We start from the raw sequence: 15894 nt of genomic DNA, 5'->3' as shown, positions 1-15894 counted from the left end.
GGGCTTATGTCGAAAGGAAACAACGAAGCAGTGGGGCGCTTTGGGAGTGACCCGGAGGGCGCCAAGCTGGGCTCGCAGAGCGGTGTTATTTCGGCTTGGAATAGGCCCGCTATGCCTGCGCCAAAATGCCTTGCTCTACAAGCCCAGCTTGACGCTGAATGCGTAAATCCTGCCGTGAGCTGGCACCCGATTTTTCTGTAGTTCACATCACTCATCACAGGTCTCCACCGGGGTGGTGTCCGCAGGGGCACTGAAGAGATTGTTCTGGTTGGCGTCGAAATACTGCAGGGCGCGGTGCACCGCACCGACAACGGCGCGGGGGGTAATGGTGGCGCCGGTAAAGCTGTCGAAGTCGCCGCCGTCTTTTTTCACAGCCCAGCCGGACGTGCCGGGGCTCTCCAGAGAATGGCCGTTGAAACCCAGAATCCAGTCGGATTTTTTGGTTTCGATACTGTCACCCAGGCCCGGGGTTTCATTATGCGGCGGAACCACACGCACGCCCTGTATCTCCCCGGCAGTATCCACCCCGACAATCAAGGCAATGGCCCCACCGTAACCGTCCGGCGCGGTGGCTTCCAGCACGGCGCCGTTGTCCTCGCCATTAAGGCGGGCCCGATAGAGGTGGTGCTCGTTGCGGCCCAGTAGCGGATCGCTCACGGTAATACGGTCGGTGAGCAAATCGTTGTCGTGTTGGTCGTGGGGCATGACCTGGTTCAGCGATGTCATTAGCGCTTGTTGTTTATTGCAACGGACCTGGTCCAGCGTGGCTTCGTTGGTAATGGCCAGGGTGGCGGCGGTACCGATGGCAAACAGCCCGAGGATGACCGCGTTCCTGGTGATGGCATGGCGCATCATCAGCTGACACCTCGATTGGATGACTTGTGCCCGTAGGTTCGCGGCTGGGTGTAGTAATCAATAAAGGGCGCAGACAGGTTCAACAGCAATACCGAAAACGCCACCGCGTCCGGGTAGCCGCCAAAGCTGCGAATCACCCAGATCAGCAGGCCGATCAACAGGGCGTAAATCAGGCGGCCCATGCGGCTGGTGGCGGCACTGACCGGGTCGGTGGCGATAAAGAACGCGCCTAGCATGGCGCCGCCGGAAAACAGCTGGAAGAGGGGGTCCGCAAAGCGCACCGGATCAATCAGCCAGGCCAGCAGGGCAGGCAGGCCGAGACCGGCGAGAAAGCCCAGCGGAATGTGCCAGGTGATGATCTTGCGGCTGATCAGATACAGGCCGCCCAGCAGAAACGCCAGATTGACCCATTCCCAGCCCAGCCCGGCAAACTGGCCATGCAGAATGCCGTGGCTGGCCAGTTCGCTTTCACTGACGGCCCCGGCACTGTGGGCCGTGCGGAACGTGTCCAGGGGAGTGGCGCCGCTAAGGCCATCCACCGGAAGCTGCCCGGTGAACAGCTGCCAGCTTTGCACAAACGATAGTGGCTCACCGGGCGACAGCCACTGAGTCATGGCCACCGGGAAGGAAATCAGCAGCAGTACATAACCGACCATGGCCGGGTTGAAGGGGTTCATGCCTAGCCCGCCATAGAGCTGCTTGGCCACGATAATGGCAAAGCTCACCCCTATCAGGGTCAGCCACCAGGGGGCGGTGGGCGGCAGGGCGAGCCCGAGTAGAACCGCGGTGACCACGGCGCTGTAGTCTTTCAGGTAGAAGGCGATGTTGCGGCCACGGGCTTTCAGGAACAGCGCCTCGCTGACCAGCGCAACGATGACCGCCCACAGCACATTGATCACCGAGCCCCAGCCAAACTGCCAGGTGAGGACGGCAAGGCCGGGCAGGGTGGCGTAGATCACCTGGCGCATGAAGGCACCGGTGTTGTTCTTCACTGTGGCATGGGGTGAGGTGGACGTAATCAGGCTCATAAACACACTCCGTGTGCAGCCTGAGGCCGGATGCCCGATGCCAGACAAAGAGCCGTTGTAGAAGACTGTTTGCAGTCGATCCGACAGAGGGGCGTATTAGCGAAATTCGCTTGCAAGCATGCTGCTACGGGAGGGAGGGCGCGCATCAGGCGTCCAGCGTCAGGCGTCAGGCTTATATTCATTCTGCCAATCCTTGTTCTTCTACCGCCTGCTTGAGCGCCTTGCGGGCAATCTGGGTTTCGCTTTCCAGGGCCTGGAGTTCCGAGCTAAGGGCTTCCAGAGTGTCTTCCGAAGCGCTGCTGCGTTGTTGTTCCAGTTCCTGCTGCTTGTCGGCCAGGGCGCTTTCTGCGCGGGCGGCTTCCAGCTTCAGGGTTTTCAAATCCTTGCCGGTGTGAGCGCGGATGTCGGCCTTGGCTTCTTCAACCAGGGCATCCAGCGCATCGCGGGCGTTGTCCGCCTTGGCCTTGAGCTTGTCGATCTTCACCTGCATGGCCTGGAGTTCGTCGGCGTTGGCGGTTTCGTTGCGCTCGGCCCGCTCGTAGGCGGCGTGGGCTTCCTTGTACTGCTTGTGCGCCATGTTGTAGGCGGTTTTCAGGCCTTTGAGTCGTTTCTGGCGCTTGGCTGCCTGCTCCGGGTCGACTTCGCTCAGCGACTGCGGTGCCTGCTCTTCCGACACGGCTGGGCTGTCAGTGGTGGCGGTTGCTGCCGGCGCCGCTTTCGGCGTGGGCGGTGCTGCGGCCTTGGCATCGCGTAGCTCTGCCTTTAGCTGATCCGCGATGGCTTTCAGGCGAGCGACTTCGGAGTGCAAGTCTGCCGCGTTGTCGGCGCCATCTTCGTCGGCCTGCTTGGCGGCTTTCACCGCCGCCTTGTAGGCCAGCGACGCATCGCCAACTTGCTTCTTCAACGCCGCCACCGGGTCGGGTTGTTCCTCCGCTGTAGCGGTAGAGGGTGAGGTGGGCGCGGGGGAGGCGGGTGCGTTTGCCTTGGCGTCACGCAGATCGGCTTTCAATTGATCCGCCACCGCTTTCAGACGATCCGCTTCGGCACGCAGGTCTGCGGCGTTGTCAGCCCCGTCTTCGTCCGCTTGCCTGGCGGCTTTGACGGCGGCCTTGTAAGCGGAGGAGGCGTCTCCGACTTGTTTCTTCAATTCGGCAACCGGGTCTGCTTGAGCAACCGGTGCGGCAGCGGCGGGCGCGTTGGTCTTGGCTTCGCGCAGTTCCGCCTTGAGCGCATCCGCGTTGGCTTTCAGGGTGTCTGCCTGGGCTTTCAATTCGGCCACATTGTCAGCGCCTTCCGCTTCGGCGGCTTTGGCGGCTTTCACTGCCGCCTTGTAGGCGCTGGAAGCATCGCCGACCTGCTTCTTGAGTTTGGCCACTGCATCTTCTGCCGGAGCTGCCGCAACGGGGGCGCCGTCTTTGGCGTCACGCACAGCCGCTTTGGCTTTGTCGGCCACGGCTTTCAGGCGGTCCACCTCGGCTTTCAGTTCAGCCAGATTATCGGCGCCTTCCGCCTCGGCGGCCTTGGCCGCTTTCACCGCCGCTTTGTAGGCTTTGGAGGCGTCCAGTGAGGCTTGCTTCAGCGCGGCCACATCAACAGTACTGGCGGCTGCCGGGCCGGCTTCCTTCTTCTTGCGGTTGGCTTCCAGGCGCGCCTGTCGGCGGGCTTCTTTTTCCGCCTGTTCCTGTTCAATGCGTGCCTGCCGCGCTTCGAAGCGCTGGCGGGCCTTGTCGGCTTTTACCTGGTCCGCCGCCTGCTGGCGTACTTCGCCCTTGGCGTAGCGGTAATACTGCACCAGCGGAATATGGCTGGGGCACACGTACGCACAGGCCCCGCATTCGATGCAGTCCATCAGGTTGTGGTGCTGGGCCTTTTCCAGATCGTCGTTCTTGGCGTGCCAGTACAGTTGCTGGGGCAGCAGGTTGGCCGGACACACTTCCGCGCAGGAGCCGCAGCGTATGCAGGGTTGTTCCGGCGGCGGTTCCGGCAGCTCTTCCGGGCTGGCGGCGATGATGCAGTTGGTGGTTTTCACCACGGGCACGCCCGGGTTGTGCAGGGTGAAGCCCATCATTGGCCCACCCATCACCAGCCGGCCGATGTCCAGGCCCGCCAGATTGCCGTGGGCCAGCAAGTCGCGCACGGGGGTGCCCAGCAGCACCTCGTAGTTACCGGGCTGGCTGACGCCATCACCCGTAAGCGTGGTGACCCGCGAGACCAGCGGTTCGCCATCGCATACGGCCCGCTTGATGGCATAGGCGGTGCCCACGTTCTGGCAGACCACGCCCACCTGGGCGGGCAGCTGGCCGCTGGCCACTTCCTTGCCGGTGAGCAACTGGATCAGCTGTTTCTCGCCGCCGGAGGGGTATTTGGTGGGTACCACACGCACTTCGATATCGCAGCCTTTACAGGCGCGCTTGATCGCGGAAATGGCCTCGGGTTTGTTGTCTTCGATACCGATCAGGGTGCGGCGGGGGTTGAGCAGGTACTGGAGAATATGAATACCGGTAACGATTTGCTCGGCACGCTCACGCATCAGGCGATCATCGGCGGTGATGTAGGGCTCGCATTCTACCGCATTGATCAGCAGCTGTTCCACGCGCTGATGGTCGCCCAGGTTTACCTTGATGCTGGTGGGGAAACCCGCGCCGCCCATGCCGGCGATGCCCGCGTGGCGGATCAGGTCGACCAGCTCGGCCGGGCTTTTTTCGGTGTAGTCGGCAATACCCTGATGCTCAACCCACTGGTCTTCGCCATCCGTGTCGATGACGATACACACCGCATCCATGCCCGATGGGTGCTGGATGGGGCGCGGGCCAATGGCGCTGACCGTGCCAGAGGTAGGCGCATGGATAGCTGCACTGACAGCGCCAATGGGCTCGGCAATCATCTGCCCCTTGAGGACCTTGTCTCCGGGCGCCACCAACGGCTTGGCCGGCGCGCCGATATGCATGTTCAGCGGTAGCACCAGCTGCTGCGGCAGCGGACCGGGGACGATGGGCGTGCCGTTGGACAGATGTTTCATTTCCGGCGGGTGGATGCCGCCATGGAAGTCATGAATGGATGCTGGACGCCGGATGCCCGACGCCAGACGGGCAAAAACAGAGCGCGTTTTTCGGGTTTTGTTTGTTTGCGCCTGGCTCATGGCAACAATCTCCGACCATGCACGAGCGGATCAGAGTGGCACGGCACAAGCGTCATGCGTCCGGCGTCCGGCGTCATGCGTCTCATAAATTCACCACCTCAATGCGGCTGTCCGGGCGCTCACCGATACCCGCCGGGCGCTGCCAGCCCCAGGTTTGCAAGGTCTGCTTCACTTCCAGCATGTCGATACAGTCCACCGGGCAAGGCTCTACACAGAGGTCGCAGCCGGTGCATTCATCAACGATGACTGTGTGCATCAACTTGGCGGCGCCGACGATGGCATCCACCGGGCAGGCCTGGATGCATTTGGTGCAACCAATGCACTCGTCTTCGCGGATGTAGGCGACCTTGGCCACGTTGGCGTCTTCCGCGCCTTCATTATCCAGCGTCAGTTCTTCACGGCCGAGCAACTCGGACAGCGCCACCACGGTGTCCTGTCCGCCTGGCGGGCAGCGGTTGTGTTCTTCGCCCTCGGCAATGGCTTCCGCATAAGGCCGGCAGCCCGGGTGGCCACACTGGCCGCACTGGGTCTGAGGCAGCAGCGAATCAATCTGCTCGACGATCGGATCGCCTTCCACCTTGAATTTTTCCGAGGCAAACCCGAGCACAGCACCGAACACCGCCGCCAACGCCAACAACGCTGCCACAGCAATAAGAACCGCCGTCATGAGCACACTCCATGTGCCGCTGGACGCCGAGTGCCAGATGCCGGACGCGGGAAAACAGTGCGTAGCAGCACAGGGTTGGCGATTATCGTGAGGCACCGCGCCCCTGTCAGGCGTCGGGCATCAGGCGTCAGGCGTGTATTCATAACTTGATCAACCCGGAAAAGCCCATGAATGCCAGTGACATGAGACCGGCGGTGATCAGGCCGATGCTGGGGCCGCGAAAGGCTTCGGGTACATCGGCCACGGCAATGCGTTCGCGCATGGCGGCAAACAGGATCAGCACCAGGGAAAATCCCAGCGCCGCCCCGAAACCGTAGGTCAGCGAAGACATAAAGGTGGCGTCTTCCTGGCGCACATTCAGCAGGGCCACGCCCAGCACCGCACAGTTGGATGTGATCAACGGCAGGAATACCCCCAGCACCCGGTAGAGCAGCGGGCTGGCTTTCTTCACGAACATTTCGGTGAACTGCACGGCCACCGCAATCACCAGAATAAAGCTGATGGTGCGCAGGTATTCCAGCTCGAAGGGCACCAGAATGTAGGCCCAGGTCAGGTAGGCAAGCACGGAGGACAGCGTCAGCACAAAAGTGGTGGCCAGGGACATGCCCATGGCGGTTTCCACTTTATTGGACACCCCCATAAACGGACACAGCCCGAGGAACTGCACCAGCACGAAATTGTTTACCAGCACAGCGCTGATCAGAATCAGGACGTACTCAGTCATGTGATCGCAGGCTCGCTTGCCGAAAAATAGAGGTAGACGCCATGTTTACATGGCATCAAGGGCGCATAGTATGAGGCAGCGCCTTTATACGCTCAAGAATGATAGCGAATAAGCTTAATAGACAAGGGAGTACAGGTCATTGGCCGTCTTTTGAACAGTTGACCCGGCTTTTGCCACTATTTTGCGGTTGAAGGAGGGCAAACGGTTGCGGTGGGCCGGTCAATCCAGTATCCAAGACAGACGAAAAACCCCGTACCCGTAACCTGGCTGATTGGGAGAGACCCGTGCCCGCTTTACCCCGCGATTTTGACCGTGACGGTCTGCTCGAATACTCCGTAGTTTTCACCGACCGTTCCCTGAACCATATGTCACAACGCTTCCAGCAGGTGATGCGGGATATCTCATCGACCCTGAAACAGGTCTATAACGCGCATTCCGTGGCAGTGGTGCCCGGTGGCGGCAGTTACGGCATGGAAGCGGTGGCCCGTCAGTTCGCCACGGATCAGTCCTGCCTGGTGATTCGCAACGGCTTCTTCAGCTTCCGCTGGAGCCAGATTTTCGAGATGGGCAAGATCCCGTCCAAAGAAACCGTTCTCAAAGCCTCCCCGGTTAACGACCAGCCCCAGGCTGCGTTCGCCCCGGCGCCCATTGAAGACGTGGTCGCTGCCATCAAGGCGGAAAAACCGGCCATGGTGTTCGCCCCCCATGTGGAAACGGCCTCCGGCATTATTCTGCCCGATGACTACATCAAGCAGGTGGCCGAGGCAGTGCATAGCGTCGGCGGCTTGTTCGTCCTCGACTGTATTGCTTCCGGCACCATCTGGGTGGATATGCAGGCGTGCGGTGTCGACGTGCTGATCAGTGCGCCGCAAAAAGGCTGGAGCAGCTCGCCCTGCAGCGCCCTGGTCATGCTCAGCGAAGCGGCGGACAAGCGCCTGCACGAAACCACCAGCACCAGTTTCGCCTGCGATCTGCGTAAATGGCGCGACATCATGATCGCCTATGAAAACGGTGGCCACGCCTACCACGCCACCATGCCCACCGATGCGTTGACCGGTTTCCGCGACACCATGATGGAAACCGTGGAGCGCGGCCTGGAGACCGTTAAAGCCGAACAGTGGCAGCTGGGCAAGGCGGTACGCGCCCTGATGGCCGAGCATGGCTTTGCCAGTGTGGCGGCACCGGGTTTTGAAGCCCCGGGTGTGGTGGTGTCCTACACCGGTGACGATGGCATCAAAAGCGGTGCGGCGTTTATCGCGCAAGGCTTGCAGACCGCTGGCGGTGTGCCGCTCATGTGTGACGAACCGGCGGACTTCAAGACCTTCCGCGTGGGCCTGTTCGGCCTGGACAAGCTTGGTGATGTGGATGCGGCAGTGGCCCGCCTCAAGACTGCGCTGGAACAGTTGCCGTAAATCGCTCTATTTGTACTGCGCCCCAACGTACTGTCGTTGGGGCTGTTTCCCGGTTTCTTCTCTCCGTTTCTCCCCAAGTAATGCACTGAATATTTCCTAGGTATTCCCGTCGTGCTCGTGCAGTATGTGAGGCTTGTCACAAAAAAGCCCTGCACTTGCACAGATGAATAATCAGTGGCTTCAAGTGTTGCCGGGCAATAATGGTGTAATCATCCTTGGGGGAAGAACATGCGTAATTACCATCGTCTAATGGCGGGCGGGGGCCTGCTGCTGTTGATTGCCGGCTGCAAGTGGGAGCTTGCCGATACCAATGTGGCTCTGGAAGGCGGAACGTCTTTTACGTTAACCCGGAGCCTGTCTACGGATAGTTTTTCCAACACTGGTGAAAGCTCTAACCCAACCAGCTGTCTGTCATTGCCGCAAAGCTGGGATCATGAGGTGGCGGCGGAATTCACCACAGAGCTGGGGACTGATCCAGAGCTGGCTGTCACTGAGCAAAGTAGTGCGGCGCAGGATCTTGAAGCAAGCGTGCCCCGTGCTGGCTATGAATGGCACTGTTATTCGGCGTTTGGGTCTGACACTGTGCTGGGGTCAGCACAAGGCTCAGTGACGTTTACCCTGACACCGGAGGGTTTCGATGCCCCCGTTCAGCTAATGACCTCTTTGGGAACCAGAATATCTGAAGTGAAAAGCGCGCTGATCGTTCAGGATATCTTTCCGGGCAGTCTGCCTGAGGGAGAGCCGGTTAGACTGGAGGCTGCTACGACTATCAACGGAGAAGGGGACTTCATTTCCTCTGGTGATAGAGTGTTCTCGAGCCAGGCATTCCAGGGAAAATTATTTGTTGCCGGTTTTAATGGCTTGCCGATTACTGCCATTTCTGACGATGGTGATACTTTTACTGGATCGCCAGCGGATACGTTGTTGGCATTTAGCGGCCCTCTAACGGTTATCAACGATGAGTTGCTGCTTCCTCTTTTGGGCCCAGATTCTGTTTATATTCTCTCTACTACAGATGGCAATAACTGGGAAGAGCTGGATACCACGATTGCTATTTCCGGCCCGGCCTCTGTGGAGTCGCTGACACTTGATGAAGCCAACAATCGCTGGCTTCTTGTGACTGATGAAGAGGCAGGGCCTAATGCGTATTACTTGTCTGCCGAGCAAGGTGAAAGCCGCTTCACGGTACTCTTGAATCCAGGTCCAGCAAGCGCTTTGTCGGTCGATTCACTGTATAAAATCCAGGGCGCAAACAAAGAATTCATGTCACTGGCTGTGGATGACGAAGGAATTAAATTGGTTCGCATGGGGGCAACAGACTGGGCTGTCACCACGCTGCGGGAAACGTCAGAAATGCCAGAATCAGTCATCGGTCTGGTGAATGATGGCATGTTGTATGTCGCGGTTGGTGGAGACGGGGACAATGCAGGGTTTTACCATCAGGCCTTGTCCAGTGAGTCCGGCTTGCAAGTGGTTTCCGAGTTGCCTGCGTTCAGCGAAGCTTACGATTTCCTGCTGGCGGGGAATACTTTGGTGTTAGCTACGGATAGCGATCTGCTTGTCAGCAATAATGATGGCGCTACCTGGGAGCCTTTGCTGGCGGCGCCGCTGAATGAGGAAATTGGTGAGGGCTGGGCTGTTCAAACCGTGCAGATCCATGCAATTACCGACGCAGAGTTGTTGGTGTCTGTGGAAATGGTCGCACAAATTGGATCCAGTAGTTCGCTGATATCCATGCTGAAAATCAATCGGCAGAGTGGCGCCGTTCGGATAATGGGCGGCAGTGGCACTAAAGGCACACGGACCTCCCCGAACACACCGAATAACAGCTGGAAATATCTGGGAAGCGTGGAAGGTAATCATTATCGCGCAGCGTTCGATATTGAGACGTTAATGGTAATGGAACGCTTTGCATTGACTGCAACGGTAAGCACGGGGCAGCAAGGAGTGAACAGTGAGAGTAATGGCGGCGGTGGCGGAGTGCCCGCTAGCCTGCTTTTTACCCTGATACTATTGGGCTGGAAGAAGCGCCGCCGTTCCTGAGCTTGAAGTCAGCGGCGAGATTGGAGGAGAATTTGCACTCACCTTCACGTTTCCAGGAATGAGATTGAAGGACGCAGGGGAGGAGCATAATGACTGAAACGCACACTGTCATTTTGCTCCATGGCCTGGCCAGGACCAGCCGTGCCATGAAAAAAATGGAAGGCGCTCTGTTTGATGTCGGTTATACGGTGGTCAACCAGGGTTACCCCTCTACCAAACTCCCTATTCAAACCCTCGCGGCGGAGACCCTTCCCGCTGCTTTAGCGCAATGCCCCGACGAAGGCAGCGTCCATTTCGTTACCCACTCCATGGGTGGCATTCTGCTGCGCCAGTACCTCAGCGAACACACCATTCCCCGCCTTGGCCGAACCGTCATGCTCGGCCCGCCCAATCAGGGCAGCGAAGTGGTGGACCGTCTTGGTGCCTGGGCGCCATTCCAATGGTTCAACGGCCCCGCCGGCAGCCAGATGGGCACCGGCCCGGACAGCATCCCCAGCCAGCTCGGCCCGGTGAATTTCCCGGTCGGTATCATCGCCGGCAATCAGACCATCAATTTCCTGCTCTCCACGCAATTACCCGGTCCGAACGATGGCAAGGTCACCGTGGAAAGAACCAAAGTCGAAGGCATGCAGGACCATCTGGTGCTGCCGGTTACGCATCCATTCATGATGCGTAACAAATCGGTGATTGAGCAGGTAAAGGTGTTTTTGGCGACGGGGGCGTTCAACAAGTAGGGGTCGCGACTCCCCTTTTCAGAGGAAGCTTCCGTTGAACCCGGAAAGGGAAATGCCAACATGTTGATTTAGTGGATCTTTGATTTTTCTGTCTCAGAGTTCAAAGGAAAAGAGTTATAAGGAACGTTCCGCATAACTCCGTGTAGGAGGTTGGCTATAGCATCTTAACCTATTGTTATGGCAGGGTTTTCATCGGGGTGGCGCTCCTTGGTTTCAGAGTTATGAGGAACCGAGTTATGCGGAACGTTCTAACTAATACGCTGTTAAGTTTTCCTAGGGGTATCTAGCCAATGCCAAGATCTTTTGGCTTAGTCGACAACAAAGTACAAGAAACAGAGTATTTTCTCGATCGCATACTCTCATCTGGATTCAACATCTATGGCTTGAAGTTCGATACGGTGGCATTTGCCGGTGCAGCAAGAAGTATCACTTTTGCTATGCAGTCTTCTTTGACAGGGATGCCCGAGTTCGACAAATGGTACGCAGAGAAGCAAGAATACTTGGGTGCCCAGCCTTTGTGTTCGTTCTTTAATCGCCTGCGAAGAGTCACGCAGCACATTGGCGAAAGTCCTATAGGTGGCGGTCACTCCTCCGGCGGAGAGATGGTTCATTATTTTTCCGAGTTCAAGGAGTTAGGAAATATTCCTGAGCAAAATGTAGCCGTGGCATGTGAGCAGTTTTACACGCTGTTGTTGGAATTAGTTTATGAGTGCTATCTGGAATTCAATCCACTCATCAATGGGCAGTGGCGATTTACAAAAGAGCACTTCCAGTCGTTAGGGCTAACAATCGAAGATGCTGAAGAAGAAATAGGGCTTCCAAGAGGCTGGTCAGGAGTATCTGGATTCAGTGAAGAAATTCGTTGGAAGTATCTGCGTAAAGAGGTTGATGGTTGCAATGCGCAGCCACAATTTGAGAGATGGCTCGGGAAAAGGGTTCCCCATCCAGACGACGAGATATAAAAATTTAACAAGGCGCTGTTGCCGGACAATTTTTCCACCGCTTCGCGGCTACAAAATTGCCGCAAAGCTCAGCGTTAGAAATACAAAGGCATGGATATGGATCAAGAAAAAATAGCGAAGGGATTTTATATGTCGCTATGCAGTCATGAGGAAATCGAGCGCATATTCAATGTCTCATCCGCTAGTGACTATCTATTGAAAATTAGAGCTGACGCCACTGTTGATCACGTAAGAATTTGCCGTGTATTTAGGCGAAGGATGGCCGATGCAGGTGAGAACTGGTGTTTCAATGGCTATTTTGATACCGGGCCATTTGACAACTACGTCAAACACCTAGCAGATGAAGACTATACTGCAGCAAAGGAATTAACGGCTGGGTTTGTTTTCTGCAATAAGCCAAATGGCCAAATTGAAAAGACAGAATTTGGAAATATAATCACGATATCTGAATCACTAAGATACTTTTTATATTTTATGAATCTAGCAATCCTAGATCATGGCGATGCAGAAGTGCCCCAAGATGTTAGAAGTGCCGCAATAAAAATTGCGATTAGAACAATGCTTCAAAGTGAAGCTCTTGATTTTGACCTCGACCCTAGAGGTGAAATACCCAAACAAGTCCATGATAACGTTCAGCTTCATACTGATCGACAACTGGAGTTCATTGTTGGGCATGAGTTTGCTCATCATTTTCTTGGGCATTTGAATGATGCAAATTTGATTGAGGGTACGTATTTATCTGTTCGGGAGCTGGGCGAAAAGACTCATAAGTTTTTCTCATATGCCCAGCAAGATGAACTTGATGCTGACATTACTGCAATCGAAAGGCCGGTTTACACTCCTGACATGAGAGCAGATCTTGTAAATAGAGCTTTATTCTTTTTTGTGTACTTGCACATCTATCAAGGCGTGAAGGACCAAATAAGTCCTTCTATGGGTCGTGCAAAATCACATCCCGATCCGATCGACCGATTTCATCATATGTATAACCATTTTAAGGATAGTGTTGAGCTGGATGAGGAAAACTTAAAAAGTCTATTGGAGCTAAGTGACATATACAAAGAATCTTTGGTTGAGGATGTGGCTTTAAATTTTGAGTCATATGAATTTTATGGCTCGATATATCTAGCACAATGGCGCGGAAAAGTGCTAATTGATCGTGTTGATTTCTAACAAGCGCATGTTGTCGGACTGGTTTTCCGCTGCGCTCCAAAGCAGCCGCAAATGCGGGCGTTGGGCGGCAAGAAGAGGAGCATTGAATCGGCGCGAGGAAGGAGTATGATAATGTCATACCTCTGCCATGTTAGGAGCACCAGCCATGAGCATGCACCGGAAAACCATCACGCTGACCGAACAGCAAGACGGCTGGGTGAAAGCCCAGATCGAAAGCGGCCACTTTGGCAACGATAGTGAGTACATCCGCGATCTCATCCGAAGGGACCAGCAGACTAAAGAACGTCTTGCCATGCTGAGGCAAGCCCTCGCTGAGGGTGAGTCCAGCGGGGAACCGAAACCGTTGGATATATCGGCTATCAAGGCGGCTGGCCGTAAGCGGATTAAGGCTGCCGATTAGTGCTTACGTTGAACGTCACGCCGAGGGCGGAATCCGATTTTATCGGGATTTGGGTGTATGCCTGTGAGGAATGGGGCGTTGATCAGGCGGATAATTACGTGGATCGGCTTGAGGCCGGCATGAAACGGCTGATTGATCATCCATCGCTTGGCGCGAACTACGACCATGTTTTTTCTGGGTATCGCAAATTACAGGTCGAGCATCACGCTGTTTTTTATCGACTGCTTGAGTCGGAAGTGCTCGTTGTTCGTGTGTTGCACGAGCTCATGGATGCACCGGAAAGGCTTCTGGAGTAGTCGGAGTTATATTTTCGGCGCGGCTTAAATATTTCCATCCAGCACCGTGCTGTTGTCTCCCAACAAGTAACTGCACTTGGAAGAATTACTCGCTGCGCTCCTGATTTTCCAGAATCAATAGGGCCATGTCTCCCATTGGCTCTTCGGCTTTCGGGAATCAAGATGTTGAGCGTGCCTCCGTTTTTCCCTGACCTTTCGGCAGGCGATAAACGTTGTCGGATTACGCCTTTCAGGCTCTCTGTGCCCTTGGGTGAATTCGACCTACCTGAGTGTGTGGAAATGGGGGGTTGCTGGCTCCGCCGCTGCGAATGAAACCCTGCCTTGTTGTGGTACAGTGGCCACAAAATCCCAACCCGGACCCTCCCTATGCTCGTCTACCTTCTGGTCGCCTGTGATCGTCTTGATGAAAAGCAGGAAAAGAAGCTCAAGCGGAACCTGGCTGATCTGCAAGCTGCGTTGCAGGCGTATGCCGAAAAAAATGAAGCGGCCACGCTGATGGATGACTGCGAGAGTGAGGAGTGTGAGGACTGGGTGCTGGGCATTCGCCTGCCGGTGAAGAAAAAGATCCAGCTCAAGGAGCCGGTGAATCTGTTTAATGACCTGGCCAAGCAATTCCACATTGATTGTGAGGTGGGTTCCATTGAGGACGATCAGCGGGACCCGGTGAGTTACTTTGGCAAACGGGAAGGCATGGGGGATGCGTTTCTGATTGCGGAGTATTTGGGGGTGTGACGTACTTGTCGGATTCCGGAAGTTTGTGTGATTTGTCGGATTACGCCTTTCAGGCTAATTCGACCTACAAAAACCGTGCTTCGTAGGTCGGGTTAGGCGTAGCCGTAACCCGACACCTGCGTCGCCTTCAGGCGGCGTTTTCCGGTTTGCTTTCCTGTGTTGTCGGGGCGTACTGATTGGCGTCGGTGGTGTATTCCGCGTGGCCATAGTCCACCAGTAGTTCCTTGATTCTCTTCACCAGTATCTTGTCGGCGATTTTGTTGGCCACCGGTATGTCCTGCAGCGTTCTGTAGGCGATCAGTCGCGGCAGAACGAACAGGTTGCCCACGGTGAACAGGGCATAGTCGATCAGGTGTGGTTCCACACCCATTTCCTGTGCTTTCGATTTGTCCTTGCTGCCCAGGAATGCCTGGGTGAAGAAGACCTTGGAAAAGCTGCGCTCCACCAGATTGTGCGCCTGGCTGAGCAGTTTTTTGTTCTTGGCCCGGTACACAGACATGGTGGCGCGGGTGAGTTCGCCGCAGGTCTCGTCGTCGTAGCCTTCGCGCAGGGTGCCGGAGTAGGTGAGCATGGTGTTGATAATGTCCGGTGCCTCGGCGGGTAGCAGTTCTTCGGGCAGCCCGAGTAAAAAGCACTGATAGCGTGACAGTTCGACGATGGCACGCTCGTTGGCGGTGAAATGTTTACGCCCTTTGCGTAGCGCCTTGAAGGCGGCGAGATAGGCGGGCATGGTGCCGGCGGGCATCTGGTCTACCTGGGGAATGGGGATGCCGTAAACCGCCGGGTCCCAGGGGCCGCCCTTGTCAGTGGTAGCGCGTTTGATGATGTTGAAGCGCACCATGGAGTGCATCAGGCGGACCATGGCGGCGGCCTTGAAGCCGGGGCCAAAGCGTTCCAGTGCGCCGGGCAGGGTGGCGGTGGTGAAGAAGCTGGCGGTCTCGTTGATGCGCTGGTTCACCGAGTCGTTGGCCAGGGTGCCGGTAATGGCCATGGGCAGCCCGGAGTACTTGTTCATGAAAGTGGCGACGAAGGCGCCACGGATCACGTAGGGGGCCAGGTTGGCCATCTGGTTGCGGCTCAGGCGGGCGCCTTCGCGGACCAGCTCCATGTCTACCCAGTCCGGTGTTGTTTCCATGGCGGTGATGAAATCGATCAATTCCTGGGGGGCATTATCCACGGCCCCCAGGCCTTCATCACAGGCCTTCTTGAGCATGCTGATCAGGTTGCGAAAGCCGTATTCCGGCATTAGCGCGGCATAGGCATCGGAGACGGTATCGCCGAGCAGGGTGTAGGCCCGGGCCCGTTCCACTTTTTCCTTGTCGGCAAGAATGTCTGCACGGTATTTGCGCGCGAAATGTCCCGGTAGCGAACTGCGTGTGTTGATGTCATCAGTAAAGCGTTCCGGGGTGACATCGAAATCGATATCGCCGTACAGGGAGGGAATGCGGGTTTTCTGCGCGCGCACTTTTTCCCAAAGTGCATCCAGTGACTGTGCCATCACTAACCTCTAAAACGGCATTTAATGTATGTATACATTGGGTTTACTTCGTGCCGGTGACAATGACAGGAAACCACAAATGTGAGAACTTGCTGGTTTTTGGCCTGAATGGACAGAGAGAAATGAGGGGAGGGGAAACACGCGGCAGGGCTTTGTTTTTTCTGGGGAAACGGTTGTCCGGTTGGTGTTTATTATTGGGTGTGCCCCTCTTCCGATAGCGGCAGAGGGGCA

The 15894-nt window shown here is 56.3% G+C and carries 14 protein-coding genes; 8 read left to right on the top strand and 6 right to left on the bottom strand.

Features of this window, described 5'->3' with window-relative positions:
- Positions 1–207: 207 nt before the first annotated feature.
- From rsxG to rsxA, 5 genes are all read right to left on the bottom strand, one after another.
- Complete coding sequence (gene rsxG, locus ADG881_RS03715) at positions 208–855, bottom strand: electron transport complex subunit RsxG (RefSeq protein ID WP_007148460.1); 648 nt, start codon at positions 853–855, stop codon at positions 208–210.
- The gene (gene rsxD, locus ADG881_RS03710) at positions 855–1883 is read right to left on the bottom strand and encodes an electron transport complex subunit RsxD (protein ID WP_007148912.1); all 1029 of its coding nucleotides are present in this window, start codon (positions 1881–1883) and stop codon (positions 855–857) included. Before rsxD ends, rsxG begins: the two co-directional genes overlap by 1 nt.
- Before the next feature lie 178 nt (positions 1884–2061).
- Positions 2062–5022 carry an electron transport complex subunit RsxC gene (gene rsxC, locus ADG881_RS03705; protein ID WP_007149646.1) on the bottom strand — a complete coding sequence of 987 codons (2961 nt, stop codon included), beginning with the start codon at positions 5020–5022 and terminating at the stop codon, positions 2062–2064.
- Between the two features lie 82 nt (positions 5023–5104).
- Positions 5105–5689 carry an electron transport complex subunit RsxB gene (gene rsxB, locus ADG881_RS03700; protein ID WP_007149259.1) on the bottom strand — a complete coding sequence of 195 codons (585 nt, stop codon included), beginning with the start codon at positions 5687–5689 and terminating at the stop codon, positions 5105–5107.
- A 139-nt stretch (positions 5690–5828) separates the two neighbouring features.
- The gene (rsxA, locus tag ADG881_RS03695; protein ID WP_007150071.1) at positions 5829–6413 is read right to left on the bottom strand and encodes an electron transport complex subunit RsxA; all 585 of its coding nucleotides are present in this window, start codon (positions 6411–6413) and stop codon (positions 5829–5831) included.
- 284 nt (positions 6414–6697) lie between these two features.
- Here rsxA and ADG881_RS03690 point away from each other — a divergent pair, with 284 nt between their 5' ends.
- The 8 genes from ADG881_RS03690 to ADG881_RS03655 all read left to right on the top strand — a co-directional run bounded on the left by ADG881_RS03690 (position 6698) and on the right by ADG881_RS03655 (position 14165).
- A complete protein-coding gene (locus ADG881_RS03690) occupies positions 6698–7825 on the top strand; it encodes an aminotransferase class V-fold PLP-dependent enzyme (RefSeq protein WP_007148418.1) in 1128 nt (375 codons plus the stop codon).
- A gap of 228 nt (positions 7826–8053) precedes the next feature.
- The gene (locus tag ADG881_RS03685) at positions 8054–9868 is read left to right on the top strand and encodes a hypothetical protein (RefSeq protein WP_156790331.1); all 1815 of its coding nucleotides are present in this window, start codon (positions 8054–8056) and stop codon (positions 9866–9868) included.
- Between the two features lie 89 nt (positions 9869–9957).
- A complete protein-coding gene (locus ADG881_RS03680) occupies positions 9958–10602 on the top strand; it encodes a triacylglycerol lipase (RefSeq protein WP_007149795.1) in 645 nt (214 codons plus the stop codon).
- 290 nt (positions 10603–10892) lie between these two features.
- The gene (locus ADG881_RS03675; RefSeq protein ID WP_039926066.1) at positions 10893–11564 is read left to right on the top strand and encodes a hypothetical protein; all 672 of its coding nucleotides are present in this window, start codon (positions 10893–10895) and stop codon (positions 11562–11564) included.
- A gap of 96 nt (positions 11565–11660) precedes the next feature.
- On the top strand, positions 11661–12737 hold the full coding sequence (locus ADG881_RS03670; RefSeq protein WP_156790330.1) for a hypothetical protein: 1077 nt from the start codon (positions 11661–11663) through the stop codon (positions 12735–12737).
- Between the two features lie 145 nt (positions 12738–12882).
- Complete coding sequence (locus ADG881_RS03665; protein ID WP_007148396.1) at positions 12883–13137, top strand: type II toxin-antitoxin system ParD family antitoxin; 255 nt, start codon at positions 12883–12885, stop codon at positions 13135–13137.
- On the top strand, positions 13137–13433 hold the full coding sequence (locus ADG881_RS03660; RefSeq protein ID WP_039926065.1) for a type II toxin-antitoxin system RelE/ParE family toxin: 297 nt from the start codon (positions 13137–13139) through the stop codon (positions 13431–13433). Before ADG881_RS03665 ends, ADG881_RS03660 begins: the two co-directional genes overlap by 1 nt.
- Before the next feature lie 366 nt (positions 13434–13799).
- Positions 13800–14165 carry a hypothetical protein gene (locus ADG881_RS03655; protein ID WP_007151493.1) on the top strand — a complete coding sequence of 122 codons (366 nt, stop codon included), beginning with the start codon at positions 13800–13802 and terminating at the stop codon, positions 14163–14165.
- A 127-nt stretch (positions 14166–14292) separates the two neighbouring features.
- On the opposite strand, the gene ADG881_RS03650 is transcribed toward ADG881_RS03655, so the two are convergent.
- Positions 14293–15663 carry an oxygenase MpaB family protein gene (locus ADG881_RS03650; protein WP_007150846.1) on the bottom strand — a complete coding sequence of 457 codons (1371 nt, stop codon included), beginning with the start codon at positions 15661–15663 and terminating at the stop codon, positions 14293–14295.
- Between the last annotated feature and the right edge of the window lie 231 nt (positions 15664–15894).

Source organism: Alcanivorax sp. DG881 (assembly GCF_000155615.1).
Classification (GTDB): Bacteria; Pseudomonadota; Gammaproteobacteria; order Pseudomonadales; family Alcanivoracaceae; genus Alcanivorax.
This window is presented reverse-complemented; position numbering and strand designations above follow the sequence as displayed.